The sequence below is a fragment of the Paraburkholderia agricolaris genome, from assembly GCF_009455635.1.
Lineage (GTDB): Bacteria > Pseudomonadota > Gammaproteobacteria > Burkholderiales > Burkholderiaceae > Paraburkholderia > Paraburkholderia agricolaris.
The window spans coordinates 1,303,818-1,320,086 of sequence record NZ_QPER01000002.1; the positions used below are offsets into that span (position 1 = coordinate 1,303,818).

The following is a 16,269-nucleotide window of genomic DNA, read 5'->3' on the forward strand; positions in this document are numbered from 1 at the left end:
CATGATGAACACGCTGGCTCATCCGCTCGAACCGGACGACGCAACGCTGTCCGGCATGCTGTCGCATTTCACTTTGCTCGAGCCGGTGTTCGACGCAATGCCGGACGTCGTGTTCTTCGTCAAGGACGCGCACGCGCGCTATGCGCTCGTCAACCGCACGCTGGCTTCGCGCTGTGGCTTCAAGGAAAAGGCCGCGTTGCTCGGCAAGACCGCCGAGGACGTTTTCCCGCGCCGCTTTGGCCGCATCTACACGGCCCAGGACAAAGCGATCATCAACGTCGGCAGCCAGATGATCGATCAACTGGAACTGCATCTGTACCCGGGCCGCCAGCCGGGTTGGTGTCTGACCTGCAAGCAGCCGTTGCGCGATCCCGCGGGCAAGGTGGTCGGCCTCGCCGGCATTTCCCGCGATCTGAAAGCCGACGAAAGCAGTCACCCCGCTTACAGCCGGCTGGCCGCGGTGGTGCAGTCCATCCAGGAAAACTACGTGCAGCCGTTGAATCTGAAACAGCTTGCTGCCATGGCGGATATGTCGGTGGCGCAACTGGAGCGCTACTTTCACAAAGTGTTTCATTTGACGCCGCGTCAGGTGTTGCTGAAAACGCGACTGGACGCCGCCACCGCGCTGCTGGTTTCGCACGACAAGGTCACCGACGTCGCCGCGCTCTGCGGCTACACCGACCACAGCGCCTTTACGCGGCAATTCAAGGCGACCGTCGGCATTACGCCGACCGAGTACCGGATGCTGCTGCACGGAACCTCGCGAAGCTGAGCTCCGGCACCCATGGTTCGTCGCAAGCATCATTACTATGTCTACGTCGTCGCGCTGGACGACACCGTCTGGAACGAGGCGCGCTTTCGCCGCGCGAATCCGGATTACCGGTTCGACAAGCCTTGCGTGTATGTGGGAATGACGGGACTGGACCCGGATCTGAGATTCGACCGGCACAAAGCCGGCATTCAGGCAAATCGCTATGTGCGCGATTACGGCCTGCGCCTCTTGCCCGAGTTGTATGAAGTGTTCAACCCTATGCCTTACCGCGGCGCACAGGATATGGAAGTGGAGTTGGCGATTGGACTACGCGAGGCGGGGTACGGCGTGTGGCAGGCATAAACCACGCTTGCTACTGTCTTACTTCACACCCAGCCCGCGCAGCACTGCATTGCCTTCAGACGTCAGACGGATTTGCGAAGCACCGGTGTCGCCGGAGACCGTTTCGATCAGGCCGGCTTCGTGAAGCTGCGGAATTTCGGGCTTCGCGGATGCGTCGATCGGCGCGTGCAGCAACAGCAGGAGCGTCGCCAGTTCGTGATGGCTCAGCAGGCGGCGCAAAATCGTGGGCCGCTTCGCTGGCGCCGTCGTTTCGTTCGTGTTGTGGTCGGGCTGGTTCATGGAGCGCACCTTGTGCGGGATAGTGTCGAGTGGATCATGCGGATGAAGTCTTAAACGATTCTTAAGACACCATTGTGATGTAACACCGTGACACTATCATTGCGTCGGAACAAGTTACCGATAGTTACACTTGGCCGATTATTACTCAGGCTTACCTTAGGGCGCGCAGGTTTTACTCGCCGATTCAAGCCACAGATTGCTCACGTGGCGCTTGCCCGGGTAGAAGCGATAGGTCGTCGCACCGTTGTCGCTGCGCACCTTGACGATATTCGAATCGCCGAAGTCGAGCATCTGGCCTTGCGGGATTTCGGTCGACTTGAACGCGGCGTTGTGGCTGGTCGCCACTTGCGTCAGGCAGGCGACCACGTCGTTGACTGAGCGCTGCGTGACAGTGTCGATGACGGGTTCGCCGGCATCCGGATTCTTCTGGAAGTAAGCGCAAGCGCTGAGAAGCAGGGGAACTGAAAGGACTACGGCAAACTTCTTCATATCTCTCCTGGCGTTTCATTCGGCCTAAGGCGCGCGCGACACCCGAATGGGGCTGAGGGCGCGGTACCGGGCTGCGGATCAGACGCCATTATATCGGCGCGGCTAGTTTGCCTGAGCCGAGGGAGCATGGGGTGTGCCCGATTCCCATGAATCCGCATGAATCCGCAGGCGAGGGCGCAATGCCAGGCGCACAGCGCCGCCCGAAACCCATGCTGCCTGTGGCCGCAGCCCCAGGGGTTCCGACCGCGAACGCCTATTTGCGGCGCTGAGCTTGCGCCGCAAGCCGCACGGCCGCGTTGACAGCGCCGTAGCCGTCGTAGCCGCCGCGCCGTTCGACCAGTTCCAGGAAAAAGCGCTGATCCAGCTGTTCGGTGTAAGCGTGGAAGAACTCGCCCCCGCGCTCGTCCCGGTCATACAGGATGTTGTGTGCGCGCAGCGCCTCGAGCGTCTCGTCCGGCAGCGCATAGCGGGCGGCGAGGTCATCGTAGTAATTGCGCGGGATGCGCAGCACCGGCAGACCGTCGGCGATGAACTCGGGAATCGCGCTGAAAATGTCGCTGGTGCCGAATGCCACGTGATTCAGGCCCGAGCCGTGGTAGGTGTGGACGGCTTCGGCCACCGCCGTGTGGTGGTCCACCGACGCGTTCAATATGATGCGCACCGAACCGTCACGACTGCGCAGCGCGCGGCTGCGCACCAGCCCGTATGGATCGGGCACCAGCACGCCCGGCTCGGCCTGGAAGCCGAACGCGGTTCGCAGAAACAGAACCCACGTATCCAGCGCAGGAGCCGGCACGGACAGGCACACATGGTCGATGCGCGTGAGCGGTCCCACTTCGGCCGGACCGTTGATGTCGGTGAGGACGAAATCGGCTTCGAACAGGGTGGGTTGGTCCGGCGTTTCGTCGACGAAATAGTTCAGGCTGCCGTCGGGCCCCTGCACGGCGGGCAGCACGCGTTCGTTTGGGCCGATCTGGCCCGAGAACGGCGCGTAGCCGAACCCGGCGGCGCGCTCGAACGCCTGATTGGCATCGTCTACCCGAAATGCCGACGCGCACAGCGACAACCCATGCCGCTGGAAGAAGGCGTTGGCGAATGAATCCGGTTCGGCGTTCAGCACGATCGACGCCGCGCCATGCTGAAACAAGCTCACATCTTTCGAACGATGCTGACCGGCCTGGCGAAAGCGCAGCTTGCCGAGCCAGTCGACGAGATGGGCGCGGGTGGTGTGGTCGACCGCGAACTCGAGAAACTGATAGCCGACGTGGGCAGGCGCGGCGGGCGATTGATAGAGTTCGCCGGGCGGCTGCCGGTTGGCTTCAAGCAGCGCGCGAGTCTGTTCCTCGAGGAACAGCAGCGAGCGATGGCCATCCGCCGCGGTAATAGCGGTTGGCGCGGCGCGAAAACCGTCGTTGAAGATTTCGAGCGAAAGCGGCCCGCGGTAGCCGGTTTTCACGACCTGCGCGGTGAACCCTGCCAGATCGAAGTCGCCCTGACCCGGAAAGCAGCGGTAATGGCGGCTCCATTCGAGCACGTCCATGGCGAGCTTCGGCGCATCCGCGATTTGTACGAAGGCGATGCGATCGCCAGGAATATCGGCGATCGCATCCACCGTATCGTTGAGCGACAGCGTGTGAAAGCTGTCGAGCACCAGCCCGAGATTCGGGTGATTCACCGCATTGACGAGCTTCCATGCGTGACGGTACGTCTTCACATGCTTGCCCCATGCAAGCGCTTCATAACCGGCGATTACGCCGGCCGCTTCGGCCGCGCGGGCCAGCGCGCCGAGCTGGTCGGTCATCAGCGAATCGTCGCCGATGGTGTCGGGCGAGACGTTGCTGCACACCAGAATCCGATCCGTACCCAGTTCATGCATCACGTCGAACTTGCGCTTCGCCCGATCCAGATTGCGCGCGAGGCGCTCCGGGCTGACCCCGTCGAAATCGCGGAACGGCTGAAACAGCATGATTTTCAGCCCGAGATCCTCGGCGATGCGCCGTACGTCGGCGGGCGAGCCGTCGAAATACAACAGGTCGTTCTCGAAGATTTCTACGCCTTCGAAGCCCGCCGCCTGAATGGCGGTCAGCTTTTCGACGAGAGTCCCGCTGATCGACACGGTGGCAATCGAACGTTGCATGAACGGCTCCTGCAAAAGCAATAAACAACGGTTGGGACGGTGCCGGGCGGCCGCTGTGCCGCGTCCTCATGCCCTGCGGGCCGTCATGTTGCAATGCGAAAAATGGTCTAGCTAGTTACCGGCAAGCCGGTTCTCTCAGGTCGCAAGCACCCACAATACTGCAATTTTCAGCCAGTTTATACAAACTAACTAGATGGTACAAATTCGTATAAACCCCGAATGACGGCTACAGCCAATGCGCGCACACTGCGCTCACGTTGTAGAGCCGCGGCGTGTGTCGTGGCCCGCTTTATGCCTTACTTTGCAGGAGTTCCCGTCATGAGTTTTGCATCAGTGCTGGTCCTCAACGGACCGAATCTCAACCTGCTCGGCACGCGTGAGCCGACCATCTACGGCTCGGAAACGCTCGACGACGTCGCCAGACTTTGCCGTGACGCCGGCGAACGGCTGGATCTGTCGATCGACTTCTGCCAATCGAACGCGGAACACCAACTCATTGACTGGCTGCATGCGGCACGTACCAAAGTCGACGGCATCGTAATCAATCCTGCTGCTTATACGCATACCTCGGTGGCGATTGCCGATGCGCTCAGCGCGATCGAAAAACCCGTCATCGAAGTGCATATTTCAAACGTGCATCGTCGCGAAGCATTCCGGCATCACTCGTATGTGTCGGCGGTGGCCGAGGCGATCATCGTCGGCTGCGGTACGCAGGGGTACGTGCTCGCACTGGAGCGGATGGCAGTCATTTTGAAAAATCGGGCGGCCAAATGAGCACTCACGTGAACCCACAAGCGAACTCACAGGCAAGCGACAAATCGTTTCTCGTTGGTCTGATCGGAGCGGGTATCGGCGGATCGCTCAGCCCCGCGATGCATGAGGAAGAGGGTAGCAAGCTCGGTCTGCACTATGTGTACCGCCGCATCGATCTGGAAGCGTTGCAGTTGGACCCCGCGGCGCTCCCCGATTTGCTCGCCGCGGCGGAACGCATGGGCTACAACGGCTTGAATATTACCTACCCGTGCAAGCAGGCGGTTATTCCTTTGCTCGACGAATTGTCCGACGACGCGCGCGCACTCGGTGCGGTCAACACGGTTCTGTTCAAGGAGGGCAAACGGATCGGCCATAACACCGATTGGTCCGGTTTCGCCCGTGCGTTTCAACGCGGTTTGCCGGACGTGTCGCTTGCCCGCGTCGTGCAACTCGGCGCGGGCGGCGCGGGCGCGGCAGTCGCGCATGCCGCGCTGACGATGGGCGCGCAAACGCTCACCTTATTCGATGTGGACGCCGCACGCGCCGCGTCGCTCGCCGAGGAGTTGCAGAAGCGGTTCCCGGCGTCCACCGTCAGCGCCGGCAACTCGCTCACGGAATCGCTGCATGAGTCGCTGCATGAATCGCTCGCGGCCGCCAACGGCCTGATTCACGCCACGCCCACCGGCATGGAGAAATTGCCGGGCTTGCCTTTGCCGGTCGAATTGCTGCATCGCGATTTGTGGGTGGCGGACATCGTCTATTTCCCGATCCGCACCGCGTTGTTGCAGGCGGCGGAAGCGCTCGGCTGCCGCACGCTGAGCGGCGGCGGCATGGCGGTGTACCAGGCGGTCGACGCGATGCGTATCTTCACGGGGTTGGAGCCCGATGCCGAGCGCGTGTACACGCACTTTCAGTCCTTGTTGCAACGCCAGGCCAGCAGCAGTAGCACATAAACCATACATGTCCGGTACGTAATCACACCGAGGAGACAGACACACCATGCCACAACCGCTTCCATCCACGCCCGCCGACGCGACACGCCAGACGAATGCCGCGGCTGGCACCGTGCGCCGCTCGAAAGCGCGCTACCAGATTCTCTCGTTGCTGGCGATCGGCACGATGATCAACTATCTGGACCGCACGGTGCTCGGCATCGCGGCGCCGCAGTTGACGAAGGAGCTCGGTATCAACGCCGCGGTCATGGGGCTGCTGTTCTCCGTGTTCTCGTGGAGCTATGTGGCTTCGCAGATTCCGGGCGGCCTCTTTCTCGACCGCTTCGGCAGCAAGCTCACGTATTTCCTGTCGATGACGTTCTGGTCGCTGTGCACGTTGGCGCAAGGGCTGGTGCACGGCATCGGCGCGTTGTTTGCGCTCCGGCTCGGCCTCGGTGTGTCGGAAGCGCCATGCTTTCCGACCAATAGCCGTGTGGTGGCCACCTGGTTTCCGCAAAGCGAACGCGCGATGGCGACCGGCACCTACACCGTCGGCGAATATATCGGCCTGGCGTTTTTCAGTCCGTTCCTGTTCATGCTGATGGGGGCGTTCGGCTGGCGCTCGCTGTTCTACGTGGTCGGCGCCGTCGGCATTGTGTTTGGCCTCGTCTGGTGGAAGTTTTATCGCGAGCCGCACGAGCATCCGTGGATCAATCAGGCGGAGCTCGACTATATCGAAGCAGGCGGCGGTCTGACTCACGGAAAGAAGGACGCCGCTCCTTCCGGCGCACCGGCTGCGGCAGCAGGAAAGAGCGGCTTCGAATGGCGCACCATCGGACGCCTGCTCAAGCATCGCCAGTTGGCCGGCATCTGCCTCGGCCAGTTCGCCGGCAACTCGACGCTGGTGTTCTTCCTCACCTGGTTCCCGACGTATCTCGCCACCGAACGCCATATGGGATGGCTGAAGATCGGCTTCTTCGCGATCATGCCGTTTATTGCGGCGTCGATCGGTGTGATGTTCGGCGGCATTTTCTCCGACTGGCTGCTGCGGCGCGGCAAGTCGGCGAATGTGGCGCGCAAGCTGCCGATCATTGCCGGCCTGCTGCTCGCGTCGACGATCATTCTCGCCAACTATGTCGAGAGCAATGTGGTGGTGATCGCGATTCTGTCGGTGGCGTTCTTCGCGCAGGGGATGGCGGCGCTCGGCTGGACGCTGGTGTCGGATATTGCGCCCGAAGGCCTGCTCGGCGTGACGGGCGGTATCTTTAACTTTGCCGCCAACCTGGCCGGGATCATCACGCCGCTGGTGGTGGGTTTCATCGTCGCGGCAACCGGCTCGTTTGTCGGCGCGCTGGTGTTCATCGGCGCGGTCGCGTTGATCGGCGCGCTGTCGTACATCTTTATCGTCGGCGATATCAAGCGGATCGTGCTGGTGGATTGAGCCGCAGGCCCGATTGAATCGGCTGATGGAATAGACAAGGGGGACGCGGCGAGGCCGCGTCCCCCTTGTTTCGTTTCAGCTGCGCTTCAGTCTTCCTTGCGTACGAAACGCAGCACGGCGTCGACGATCATTGCGCGATGACGTGCGCGCAGGCGCGGGTGCGACGGATCGCGGCCGAACGCCGTACCGAAGGTATGGCGATTGCCGACGCGGTGAAAGCACAGCGAGCTGATCATCAGATGCAGGTCGATTGCGTCGACGTCGCTGCGGAACAGTCCTGCCGCGATACCGCGCGAGAGCAGATCTTCGATCGTATGGATGACGGTGACGTTGCGGCCTTTGAAGCTCTTCACCTGCTCGACGTACTTCGCGCCGTGAATGTTCTCGATCGTCACGAGGCGCACGAAGTCGCGTTGGCGGTCGTGATAGTCGAACGTAAACTCGACCAGCGCACGCATGCCCTCGATCGGATCGAGTTCGCTGACGTGCAGATCCTGTTCGAGCGCGCGAATGTCGCCGTACACTTTTTCCAGCACCGCCTGGTACAACCCTTCCTTGCTGCCGAAGTAGTAGTACAGCATGCGCTTGGTGGTGTTCGTGCGCTCCGCGATCGCGTCGACGCGCGCGCCGGTCAATCCCATCGCGGAGAACTCCTGGGTCGCGACGTCGAGAATGTTGCGCTTCGTCTGTTCGGGATCGTACTTGCGTCGGGCGTCGGCGCGCGGAGCGCCGGACGCGATGCCGTTGGTATCAGGCTCGGCGGCCTTGCTTCCCTTTTTCATTGTGTATTCGAGCGGCAGTGACGGCGCATTCTAGCATGGCGAAATCCGCCTCTGGAGCGGGTCCCGGGCATAAGCGGCGGCGTATTGAGTTGCCGCCGGCGTAGAGTCGCGGCATCACGGCATCACGGCATCGCGGCATCACGGCATCGCGGCATCACGACGTCGAGCGGGGCGACCGTGTCGAGGGGCGCCGGGCCGCGAGCGCGTCGCGTGTCTGCATGGCGGTATAGGTGAGTTGGGCCGCCGCGAGACCGAGTGCGCCGTAGGCGGGTGTCAGGCCGAAGGCGGCAAATGCGTCGGGCACCGGCCGTTCGCCGGAAATGGCCGCCGCCAGCAATTCGCCGGACACGGTGGTCGGCGCCATGCCGTGGCCGCCGAAGCCGACCGCGTGCCAGACGCCGTCCGCGCTGCGGCCGATTTGCGGCATCTTGTGCCGCGCGTAGCTCATCAGGCCGCCCCAGGCGTACTCGATACGCACGTCGTGCAACTGCGGATAGACCTTCAGCAGATCGCGCCGCAGCAACCGCGCGATGCTGTCGGGGTCGCGCTCGCGCACCGAGATGCGGCCACCCCACAGGATGCGGGTGTCGGGCAGCGGGCGGTAATAGTCGAAGGCGAAGCGGGTGTCGTAGACGGCGGCGCGCGTGTCCATCGCCTCTTTCAGGCGCGCGCCGAGCGGTTCGGTGGCCATCACGTAGGTGGCGATCGGCAGCACCGCGCGCTCGACCCGTGCATAGACGTTGCGCGCATAGCCGCCGCCGGCCATCACCACGTGACGCGCTTCGAGCACGCCGTGCGGCGTATGCACGACAAAACCGGCGCCTTCACGTTGGGTGCCGCTGTGTTCCAGGCGCACCACCGGCGACGTCTCGTGAATCTGCACGCCCGCATTGGCTGCGGCGCAAGCGACGCCGAGCACATATTTCAGCGGATGAAAGTTGAACGCGTTGCGCTCGAACAGGCCGCCGTGATAGCGGCTCGTCTTCAGTTGTGACGCGAGCGCCGCGGCCGTCACGGGTTCCCACTCGACGCCGAACGAATCGCGCATCAGGCGCCGCTGCGCGTCGAGTCTTGCCGGTTCGTCGAACCAGTTGGCGAGGATCACGCCGGCATCGGTCACGTCGCAATCGATGCTGTAGCGCTGGATACGCTTCCTCATCAGATCGACGGCGTCAGTGGTCAGCGTATAGAGTTCGCGCGCGCGGGCCGGCCCGAGGGTTTTCAGCAGAGCCGCGCAATCGAGGCTGTAGCCGCCGAATACGAAGCCGCCATTGCGGCCGGAGGCGCCGAAACCGACCTGCTCGGCTTCGAGTACGGCGACGTCGGTGATGCCCCGCTCGGCGAGTCCCAACGCGGTGGACAAACCCGCGAGGCCGCCACCCATGATGCAGACGTCGACGCTGCGCCGGCCGGCGAGCGGCGCGTAAGCGGACGGGCGCCCGGCAGAGCGGGCGACGGTGGCTTCATAAAAACTTTGCATGGAGTCGAAGGCCGGCTCAGGACACCGGCAGCAGCTTGCCGCTGAACACCACCGGACCGGTGGGCGCGTTGTGATCGGGCGAGCCGCCCGGCGCTTCGATCGAGACCGCCAGCGCCGCGTAGCCCTCAGGTTTCTGCTGACCGGCGGTGACCTTGCCATTGGCGCTGTCCGGCAGCATGCCGAGCGACACCGGATGGCCGCTGGCCGGAATACCCCACAACTCCATCGCCCGGCCGGCCGGCAAATCGACCTTGGCGAGCGGATGCAGCGTCATGGTGGCATGAGTTTCGTCCCACGCCACCAGCATGACCGGATGCGTGTCCTTGTCGTTGAGCACCGCGACATGCGAAACGGCGGCCTCCGGTTGTTGCGCGACGGTTGGCGTCGTGGAGGTGGTTGCGGCGGACGGCAGCAGCGAGCGCACGGCGACCACGGCCGCGATCACCGCGAAGCCTGTCACACCGATTGCCCAGCCACGCCAGAACGCGAGGTTCTCGAAGATGCTGCCGGACGGACGCGCGGGTTTTTCGACCACGGTGCGCGGACGTGCCGCCTCACGTGCCGAGTTCAGGTCGAGACGCCGTTCAATGGCTTGCCACACGGCGGCCGACGGCATGCGCGGCGCGGCGAGTTCGGCCAGCGGCGAGATGCGGCGCAGCCATTCGTCGACGGCCTGACGAATCACTGCGTCGTGGTCCGCGTAGTACTGGAGGCGGCGCCGGGCGCCACCGCGCAGCGTGCCGAGCACATACTCGGCGGCCAGCATGTCGACCAGTTGGGGGTAGCGATGGAGATTCATCACTGACCTCCCAGACAGGTTTTCAGCTTGGCAAGGCCGCGCCGGATCCAGGATTTGACGGTGCCGAGCGGCACCGTCAGCACGTCGGCGATCTCGCTATGGCTTTGGTCGCGCAGGTAGGCGAGGGCGACCGCCTGACGCTGCGCCGGCTCAAGCTGCTGCATGCAGCCGGCCAGCAGACGTGCCTGCAGGCTGACCGCACTCAGTGCTTCGGGATCCGGATCGCCACTCGCCACAAGATCGTCCAACGCGTCGCTCCATTCCGTTTCCTGCGTATTGACTCGCCGCAGGTGATCGAGAGCACGGTTCCGGACGATCGCCGACATCCACGTCATTGGCGCGGACAGTGCCCGGCGGTAGTCGCCGGCAAAGCGCCAGATATTGACGAAGCTGTCCTGCAAGACTTCTTCGGCCCACTCGTGTCTGCTCAATATACGGAGCGCGAGGCCAAACAGTTTCGGGGCGGCGAGATCATATAGCTCGCGCAGTGCCACGGCGTCCTGTCTGGCTACGCGTTCGAGCAACTCGGCGAGGGTTTCCGGCGTTAGCTCTCGAGGATTGGCGGTCATGGAAAGTGGAGTGGTGGGCTTGCGGGCCTATGTTACTCAATTTCCTCCTGGTCTTATATGCGGTTTTTTACCGGTTAGCTGCATCCGCCGGGCCGGCGGCAGCGTATACGGCCGCCGCCGGCCCGGCCGACCTTATGCGCCCCAGCGCAACACCAGCGGATCGAGCCGCCGTGCGACCTCCAGCAAGCCTGAACGCGTGGCGGGATGCATCGGCGGCAAAGGATGGCGCACCGCGTCCGATCGGATCACGCCGCCTTCTTTCATCAATGCCTTGCACGACGCGAGGCCGCCCTGGCGGTTTTCGTAATTGATGAGCGGCAGCCACTGCTGGTAATGCGCGGCGGCGGTTTCGGTGTCGCCGGCCGCATAGGCGTCGATAATCAACCGGATGCCGTCCGGATAGCCGCCGCCGGTCATCGAACCGGTCGCGCCCGCATCGAGATCGGCCATCAGCGTGATCGCTTCTTCGCCATCCCACGGACCCACCACGGCGTCGCCGCCCAGTTCGATCAGCTCGCGCAGTTTGTTCGCTGCCTGCGGCACTTCGATCTTGAAGTACGACACGTTCTGAATTTCACGCGCCATGCGCGCGAGAAACGGCGCGGACAACGGCGTGCCGCTGACCGGCGCGTCCTGGATCATGATCGGAATCCCGATTGCATCGGACACCGTGCGATAGAACTCATAGATGCCGCGCTCGCCAATGCGGATCGTCGCACCGTGATAAGGCGGCATGATCATCACCATCGCGGCGCCCGCGGCCTGCGCGCTGCGGCTGCGTTCAGCGCACAGATGGGAGCTGAAATGCGTGGTCGTGACGATTACCGGCACGCGGCCGGCGACGTGCTCGAGCACTGCATGCATCAGCGTGTTGCGCTCGTCGTCGGACAGCGCGAACTGCTCGGAGAAGTTCGCCAGAATGCACAGGCCGTTGGAACCCGCGTCGATCATGAAATCGATGCAGCGTTTCTGGCCTTCCAGGTCGAGCCGGCCGGCTTCGTCGAAGATGGTCGGCGCGACGGGGAACACACCGCGCAAAGGAGCTGGGTTGAGTGTCTGGGTCATGGTGATGGGCGTCGTGTTGAGGTGCTGACGTGGTCGGGCGTGGTCAGGTGTGGGGGAATGTCTCCAGCGCCGACTATACGGCGCAGCACGTGGCGGGTATATTGAATTGTTTCCATCTTGTGATCGCTTTTGCGACTCACCCCGGCAGGTTCCAGACACGCCATGAAAGACACCCTGAACGTTCTTCTGTCGAGACTGCGCATGAAGCAGTTGCAATTGCTGATCGCGCTCGACGACCACAAGTCGCTGCACAAAGCGGCCAGTGCGATGTCGATGACGCAATCGGCCGCCAGCAAGGCGTTACAGGAACTGGAGTCGATGCTGGAGGCGCCGCTTTTCGAGCGCTCGAAGAGCGGCATGATTCCGAACCAGCTCGGCCACTGCGTGATCCGCTACGCGCGGCTTCTTGCGACGGACCTGACCGCGCTGTGCCAGGACGTGGCGGAGATCCGTTCGGGGCGTGGCGGGCGGCTCGCGATCGGCGCGATCATGGGCGCGATTCCCGGGTGCGTCGTGCCGGCGTTGAACGATTTGCATGCCGGCCAGCCGGGCCTGTCGATCGAAGTGGTGGAAGACACGAGCGCGCGCATGCTGCTGCAACTCGACGAAGGCCGGCTTGACCTGGTGATCGGCCGGGCAGCGGTTGCGGCCGATCCGTCGAAATATCACTATCGACCGCTGGCGGACGAACCGTTATCGGTGGTGGTGGGTTACGGGCATGCGCCGCTGCCCAGAAAGGAAGTGAAGCTGCGTGACCTGGCCGGCCACCGCTGGGTCATGTATCCGTCGCATATGCCGTTGCACGCGTTGCTCGAGCGGGAGATGGATCTGGCTGGGCTCGATATGCCGGACAACCCGATCTCGACTGCCTCCACGTTCGTGACAGTCGCATTACTGCAAAGCAGTGCGGATCTGGTTTCACTCCTGCCCACCGCGATCGCGACGTTATTCGTGCAGCAGAAAATGTTGCGCTTCGTGCCGGTCAAACTTAAATCGCCTTCGCAGACGTTCGGGATCGTGACGCGCAAGGGCGGCGTGCTGTCGCCGCCGGCTGAGCAATTCATCGAGTTATTGCGTGAACGGGCGGTGGGACAGGTGGCGGCGCAGGTGGAGAGTCAGGCGGTGCAGAAGCAGAACACCGCCTGAAACGGCGGTTTTCGAGTCGCGAAAGACTTTCAATATCTCACGCCCGGCGGCGCTCCGCCATGCCTTGCGGTGGGGTGTTGCGGCGGCGACACTCTCGGGTAAATCCGAACCGATTGCACGCTCATTTTCCGCGCTACACTTGATCGAAGGTGCGCCAGAATCAATAGCACGGCGCACGCTCGGGGAGAGCAGCCATGAATCGGCCACTGGTTCGGTTACCGCTTCGCGCGACAGGCACGACGTCTGTCAGGAAGTGGCTCAAATGGGGGCTGGCGGCGGCGTTTTTGCTCGCGCTGGCTTTGGCGGCCCGCTTTATCCAGGTCGAGATCGAAACGTCCCGACTGCAGGCGCGCTATCTCTCCGAACTCACGCGCGACGTGGGTTTCTCCGTCGACAACGGTCCAAGCCATTCCATCCGTTTTCCTCAGGCAGACAAAGGTCCGTACGACACCCGCCTCGGCTACGCGTTGCTGCCGTCGTTCCAGCAGCGATTGCTGCAACGCGGGTTTGAAATCAGCGCGCAGGCGCGCGATTCCGAACGGATGCTGTCGCTGGCGGATGACGGTCTGTTTATTCCTTACGCCGAAAAAGATCAGGCGGGGCTGCAACTCTTCGACGGCACCGGCGCGCCGCTCTTTGGCGCACAGTTTCCGGGCCGCGTTTATGACAGCTTCGATTCGATCCCGCCGCTTGTCGTCAATTCGCTGCTGTTTATCGAAGACCGCTACCTGCTCGATCCGGATCAGCCGAACCGCAATCCGGCGATCGACTGGGGGCGCTTTAGCCGCGCGCTAGTCGATCAGGGCGCACGCGTGTTCAACCGGCATCAGTCGACGCCGGGCGGCAGCACGCTTGCGACGCAGATAGAGAAGTTCCGTCACTCGGCGGGCGGCCGTACGGCAACGCCGCCGGAGAAATTGCGGCAAATCGCGTCGGCCTCGGTGCGCGCCTACCTGAACGGCCCGCAGACCATGCCCGCGCGCCAGCAGATCGTCGTCCACTATCTCAACTCGGTGCCGCTTGCCGCGCAACCGGGCGTCGGCGAAATCAACGGCATCGGCGACGGCCTGGCCGCCTGGTACGGCCGCGATTTCGACGACGTCAACCGTATCCTGAAAGCGCCGTCGACCGAAGCCAACCTTGCCGGGCAGGGCGTCGCGTTTCGCCAGGTACTGTCGCTGATGATCGCGCAGCGCGCACCGTCGTATTTCCTGCGTCACGGCTATAGCGACCTCGAACATCGGACGGATAGTTATATCCGCCTGCTGGCGAACGGAGGTGTCATTACGCCTGCACTGCGTGATGCCGCGCTGTCCGCGCAAGTGGCGCTGCGTCACGCACCGGGCACGATGCAGAACGCGGATTCGTTCGTGTCGCGCAAGGCCGTGACGTCGATGCGCTCGCATCTGCTGGCGGCGCTCGGCATACCGGGTTTCTATGAACTCGACCGGCTCGACTTGCAGGCGACGGGTACGCTCAACAATGCCGTGCAGCAGGCCGTGAGCGATCGTCTCGCTGCCGCCGCGACGCGCGACGGTGCGAAAGCCGCCGGGATTGTCGGCTTTGAAATGCTGCGCGCCTCCGACGATCCATCGAAAATCGCCTACAGCTTCACGCTATTCGAACGGCGCGGCGGCGCGAACCTCGTGCGGGTGCAAACCGACAGCGTCAACCAGCCATTCGACATCAACTCGGGCGCACGGCTGAATCTCGGTTCAACCGCGAAAATGCGCACCGTGGTGACGTATTTGCAAATCGTCTCCGACCTGCATGCGCGTTATGCCCCGCTGAGCATAGCGGAGCTCAAAGCGGTGAAACCCGATCCGAACGATCAGCTTACGCGCTGGGCGCTCGACTATCTGACGCATACCTCGGACCGCTCGCTGCAAGCCATGCTCGATGCGGCCGTGGAGCGTAAATACTCCGCGAGTCCGGGCGAAACGTTCTATACGGGCGGCGGCGCGCAGACCTTCAACAACTTCGACTCCGACGACAACAGCCGCATTCTCACTGTACACCGGGCCTTCCAGCATTCGGTGAATCTGGTGTTCGTGCGGCTGATGCGCGATATCGTCCACTATGAAATGGTGCAGACCACCGGGCCGTCGTCGCAATGGCTGGGCGATCCGGCGACCCGCAAGATGTATCTCACGCGTTTCGCCGATCAGGAAAGCCGCGTGTATATGAATCGTTTCTACACGAAATACCACGGCAAAACGCCGGATCAACAACTGGCCTTGCTACTGCTCGGCGTGCGTAAATCGCCGCCCAAAGTGGCGACGGCATTGCGCAGCGTGGCGCCGGATGAGTCGAATGCGTGGTTCGACGCGAAGATGCGCGCCGCGTTGAAGAACACACCGGCCGCTTCCATACTGGACGATGAGGATCTCGCGAACCTCTACGAAAAGTATGCGATCGACCGCTTCAATCTGAACGATCGAGGCTACATTTCGAGCGTGCATCCACTGGAATTGTGGACCCTGAACTATCTGCGGGCCCATCCCGACGCAACGCTCGATCAGATGGAAAACGCGAGTCGGGACGTGCGCCTGTCGACCTATTCGTGGCTCTTCAAGACCCGCTATCACGCCACCCAGGATCGCCGCATCAAGCGCATGGTCGAACTGCGCGCATACGATGCGATCGGCAAATCGTGGCAGGCGCTCGGCTATCCGTTCGCGACGCTCACGCCGTCCTATGCGGCGGCGATTGGCGCATCCGGCGACCGTCCGGCTGCGCTTGCGCAACTGATTGGTGTGATTGCGAACGACGGCAGCAAGGTGCCGACCGAAACCCTCACGCAACTCGACTTCGCGAAAAACACGCCGTACGAAACGCATTTCCAGCGCGCGGCGGTAGCGCCGCAGCAGCAGTTGTCGCCGGAGATTGCCGGGGTGGTTAGAGGGCTGTTGCGTGACGTCGTATTGGGCGGTACGGCCAGGCGTCTCGCCCAGGGGATGACGTTCCCCGACGGCCAGACGCTGGAGATTTACGGCAAGACCGGCACCGGCGATCAGCGTTTCAATGTGTGGGCTAAAGGCGCGCGCCTGATCGAGTCGCGCAAGGTGAACCGCAGCGCAACCTTCGTGTTCGTGATGGGGGACCGCTTCTACGGCACATTGACGGCTTGGGTGCACGAACCGTACGCGGCCCGGTACGACTTCACGAGCGCACTCTCAGTGCAGTTGCTGAAATCGCTCGCGCCGGTGTTGCAACCGTTGCTCGACAATCCGCCTGCCAGAACCGTATCGATAACGAAGGTGGCCGCACGATCGCAATGAGC

15 protein-coding genes are annotated in these 16,269 nt (G+C 62.9%); 7 read left to right on the forward strand and 8 right to left on the reverse strand.

Annotation, left to right across the window (positions count from 1 at the left end; genetic code table 11):
• The first annotated feature begins 4 nt into the window (after window positions 1-4).
• Both GH665_RS27250 and GH665_RS27255 read left to right on the forward strand, forming a co-directional pair.
• A complete protein-coding gene (locus tag GH665_RS27250) occupies window positions 5-772 on the forward strand; it encodes an AraC family transcriptional regulator (protein ID WP_153142323.1) in 768 nt (255 codons plus the stop codon).
• Window positions 773-784: 12 nt separating this feature from the next.
• Entirely contained in the window at window positions 785-1,114 is a 330-nt protein-coding gene (locus tag GH665_RS27255) for a hypothetical protein (RefSeq protein WP_028194912.1), read from the forward strand.
• An 18-nt stretch (window positions 1,115-1,132) separates the two neighbouring features.
• Here the strand turns inward: GH665_RS27255 and GH665_RS27260 are convergent, their stop codons facing one another.
• The 3 genes from GH665_RS27260 to GH665_RS27270 form a co-directional block, all read right to left on the reverse strand.
• Window positions 1,133-1,393, reverse strand: a complete 261-nt coding sequence (locus GH665_RS27260; protein ID WP_153140351.1) for a hypothetical protein — start codon at window positions 1,391-1,393, stop codon at window positions 1,133-1,135.
• A 156-nt stretch (window positions 1,394-1,549) separates the two neighbouring features.
• Window positions 1,550-1,882 carry a hypothetical protein gene (locus GH665_RS27265; RefSeq protein ID WP_153140352.1) on the reverse strand — a complete coding sequence of 111 codons (333 nt, stop codon included), beginning with the start codon at window positions 1,880-1,882 and terminating at the stop codon, window positions 1,550-1,552.
• 253 nt (window positions 1,883-2,135) lie between these two features.
• Window positions 2,136-4,019 (reverse strand): bifunctional sugar phosphate isomerase/epimerase/4-hydroxyphenylpyruvate dioxygenase family protein, encoded by a 1,884-nt coding sequence (locus GH665_RS27270; protein ID WP_153140353.1) that lies wholly within the window; start codon window positions 4,017-4,019, stop codon window positions 2,136-2,138.
• Between the two features lie 318 nt (window positions 4,020-4,337).
• Here GH665_RS27270 and aroQ point away from each other — a divergent pair, with 318 nt between their 5' ends.
• The 3 genes from aroQ to GH665_RS27285 are packed head-to-tail and all read left to right on the forward strand — an operon-like array spanning window position 4,338 to window position 7,145.
• Window positions 4,338-4,793, forward strand: a complete 456-nt coding sequence (gene aroQ / locus GH665_RS27275) for a type II 3-dehydroquinate dehydratase (protein WP_153140354.1) — start codon at window positions 4,338-4,340, stop codon at window positions 4,791-4,793.
• Window positions 4,790-5,725, forward strand: a complete 936-nt coding sequence (locus GH665_RS27280) for a shikimate dehydrogenase (RefSeq protein WP_153140355.1) — start codon at window positions 4,790-4,792, stop codon at window positions 5,723-5,725. Before aroQ ends, GH665_RS27280 begins: the two co-directional genes overlap by 4 nt.
• A 46-nt stretch (window positions 5,726-5,771) precedes the next feature.
• Window positions 5,772-7,145, forward strand: a complete 1,374-nt coding sequence (locus GH665_RS27285) for an MFS transporter (protein ID WP_153140356.1) — start codon at window positions 5,772-5,774, stop codon at window positions 7,143-7,145.
• Window positions 7,146-7,231: 86 nt separating this feature from the next.
• Here GH665_RS27285 and GH665_RS27290 read toward each other — a convergent pair whose 3' ends face one another.
• The 5 genes from GH665_RS27290 to GH665_RS27310 form a co-directional block, all read right to left on the reverse strand.
• Window positions 7,232-7,927: a TetR/AcrR family transcriptional regulator gene (locus GH665_RS27290; RefSeq protein WP_153140357.1), complete on the reverse strand. Its 696-nt coding sequence runs from the start codon at window positions 7,925-7,927 to the stop codon at window positions 7,232-7,234.
• Window positions 7,928-8,081: 154 nt separating this feature from the next.
• On the reverse strand, window positions 8,082-9,407 hold the full coding sequence (locus GH665_RS27295; protein ID WP_153140358.1) for an NAD(P)/FAD-dependent oxidoreductase: 1,326 nt from the start codon (window positions 9,405-9,407) through the stop codon (window positions 8,082-8,084).
• Between the two features lie 16 nt (window positions 9,408-9,423).
• Window positions 9,424-10,206 (reverse strand): anti-sigma factor, encoded by a 783-nt coding sequence (locus tag GH665_RS27300; protein ID WP_153140359.1) that lies wholly within the window; start codon window positions 10,204-10,206, stop codon window positions 9,424-9,426.
• A complete protein-coding gene (locus GH665_RS27305; RefSeq protein ID WP_153140360.1) occupies window positions 10,206-10,775 on the reverse strand; it encodes an RNA polymerase sigma factor in 570 nt (189 codons plus the stop codon). The genes GH665_RS27300 and GH665_RS27305 overlap by 1 nt, the downstream gene beginning before the upstream one ends.
• Window positions 10,776-10,907: 132 nt before the next feature.
• Window positions 10,908-11,840 (reverse strand): dihydrodipicolinate synthase family protein, encoded by a 933-nt coding sequence (locus tag GH665_RS27310; protein WP_153140361.1) that lies wholly within the window; start codon window positions 11,838-11,840, stop codon window positions 10,908-10,910.
• Between the two features lie 162 nt (window positions 11,841-12,002).
• Between GH665_RS27310 and GH665_RS27315 the strand changes: the two genes are divergently transcribed.
• Window positions 12,003-12,986, forward strand: coding sequence for a LysR family transcriptional regulator (locus GH665_RS27315; protein WP_153140362.1), 984 nt, complete (start codon window positions 12,003-12,005; stop codon window positions 12,984-12,986).
• Window positions 12,987-13,180: 194 nt separating this feature from the next.
• Window positions 13,181-16,267: a transglycosylase domain-containing protein gene (locus GH665_RS27320; RefSeq protein WP_153140363.1), complete on the forward strand. Its 3,087-nt coding sequence runs from the start codon at window positions 13,181-13,183 to the stop codon at window positions 16,265-16,267.
• The last annotated feature ends 2 nt before the right edge of the window (window positions 16,268-16,269 follow it).

What these genes read in the sequence shown, in the direction of transcription:
- GH665_RS27255 (WP_028194912.1), top strand. Translation starts at nt 785, where the DNA reads ATGGTTCGTCGCAAGCATCATTACTATGTCTACGTCGTCGCGCTGGAC.
- GH665_RS27265 (WP_153140352.1), bottom strand. Translation starts at nt 1,882, where the DNA reads ATGAAGAAGTTTGCCGTAGTCCTTTCAGTTCCCCTGCTTCTCAGCGCT.
- GH665_RS27290 (WP_153140357.1), bottom strand. Translation starts at nt 7,927, where the DNA reads ATGAAAAAGGGAAGCAAGGCCGCCGAGCCTGATACCAACGGCATCGCG.
- aroQ (WP_153140354.1), top strand. Translation starts at nt 4,338, where the DNA reads ATGAGTTTTGCATCAGTGCTGGTCCTCAACGGACCGAATCTCAACCTG.
- GH665_RS27315 (WP_153140362.1), top strand. Translation starts at nt 12,003, where the DNA reads ATGAAAGACACCCTGAACGTTCTTCTGTCGAGACTGCGCATGAAGCAG.
- GH665_RS27300 (WP_153140359.1), bottom strand. Translation starts at nt 10,206, where the DNA reads ATGAATCTCCATCGCTACCCCCAACTGGTCGACATGCTGGCCGCCGAG.
- GH665_RS27295 (WP_153140358.1), bottom strand. Translation starts at nt 9,407, where the DNA reads ATGCAAAGTTTTTATGAAGCCACCGTCGCCCGCTCTGCCGGGCGCCCG.
- GH665_RS27270 (WP_153140353.1), bottom strand. Translation starts at nt 4,019, where the DNA reads ATGCAACGTTCGATTGCCACCGTGTCGATCAGCGGGACTCTCGTCGAA.
- GH665_RS27280 (WP_153140355.1), top strand. Translation starts at nt 4,790, where the DNA reads ATGAGCACTCACGTGAACCCACAAGCGAACTCACAGGCAAGCGACAAA.
- GH665_RS27305 (WP_153140360.1), bottom strand. Translation starts at nt 10,775, where the DNA reads ATGACCGCCAATCCTCGAGAGCTAACGCCGGAAACCCTCGCCGAGTTG.
- GH665_RS27260 (WP_153140351.1), bottom strand. Translation starts at nt 1,393, where the DNA reads ATGAACCAGCCCGACCACAACACGAACGAAACGACGGCGCCAGCGAAG.
- GH665_RS27250 (WP_153142323.1), top strand. Translation starts at nt 5, where the DNA reads ATGAACACGCTGGCTCATCCGCTCGAACCGGACGACGCAACGCTGTCC.
- GH665_RS27310 (WP_153140361.1), bottom strand. Translation starts at nt 11,840, where the DNA reads ATGACCCAGACACTCAACCCAGCTCCTTTGCGCGGTGTGTTCCCCGTC.
- GH665_RS27320 (WP_153140363.1), top strand. Translation starts at nt 13,181, where the DNA reads ATGAATCGGCCACTGGTTCGGTTACCGCTTCGCGCGACAGGCACGACG.
- GH665_RS27285 (WP_153140356.1), top strand. Translation starts at nt 5,772, where the DNA reads ATGCCACAACCGCTTCCATCCACGCCCGCCGACGCGACACGCCAGACG.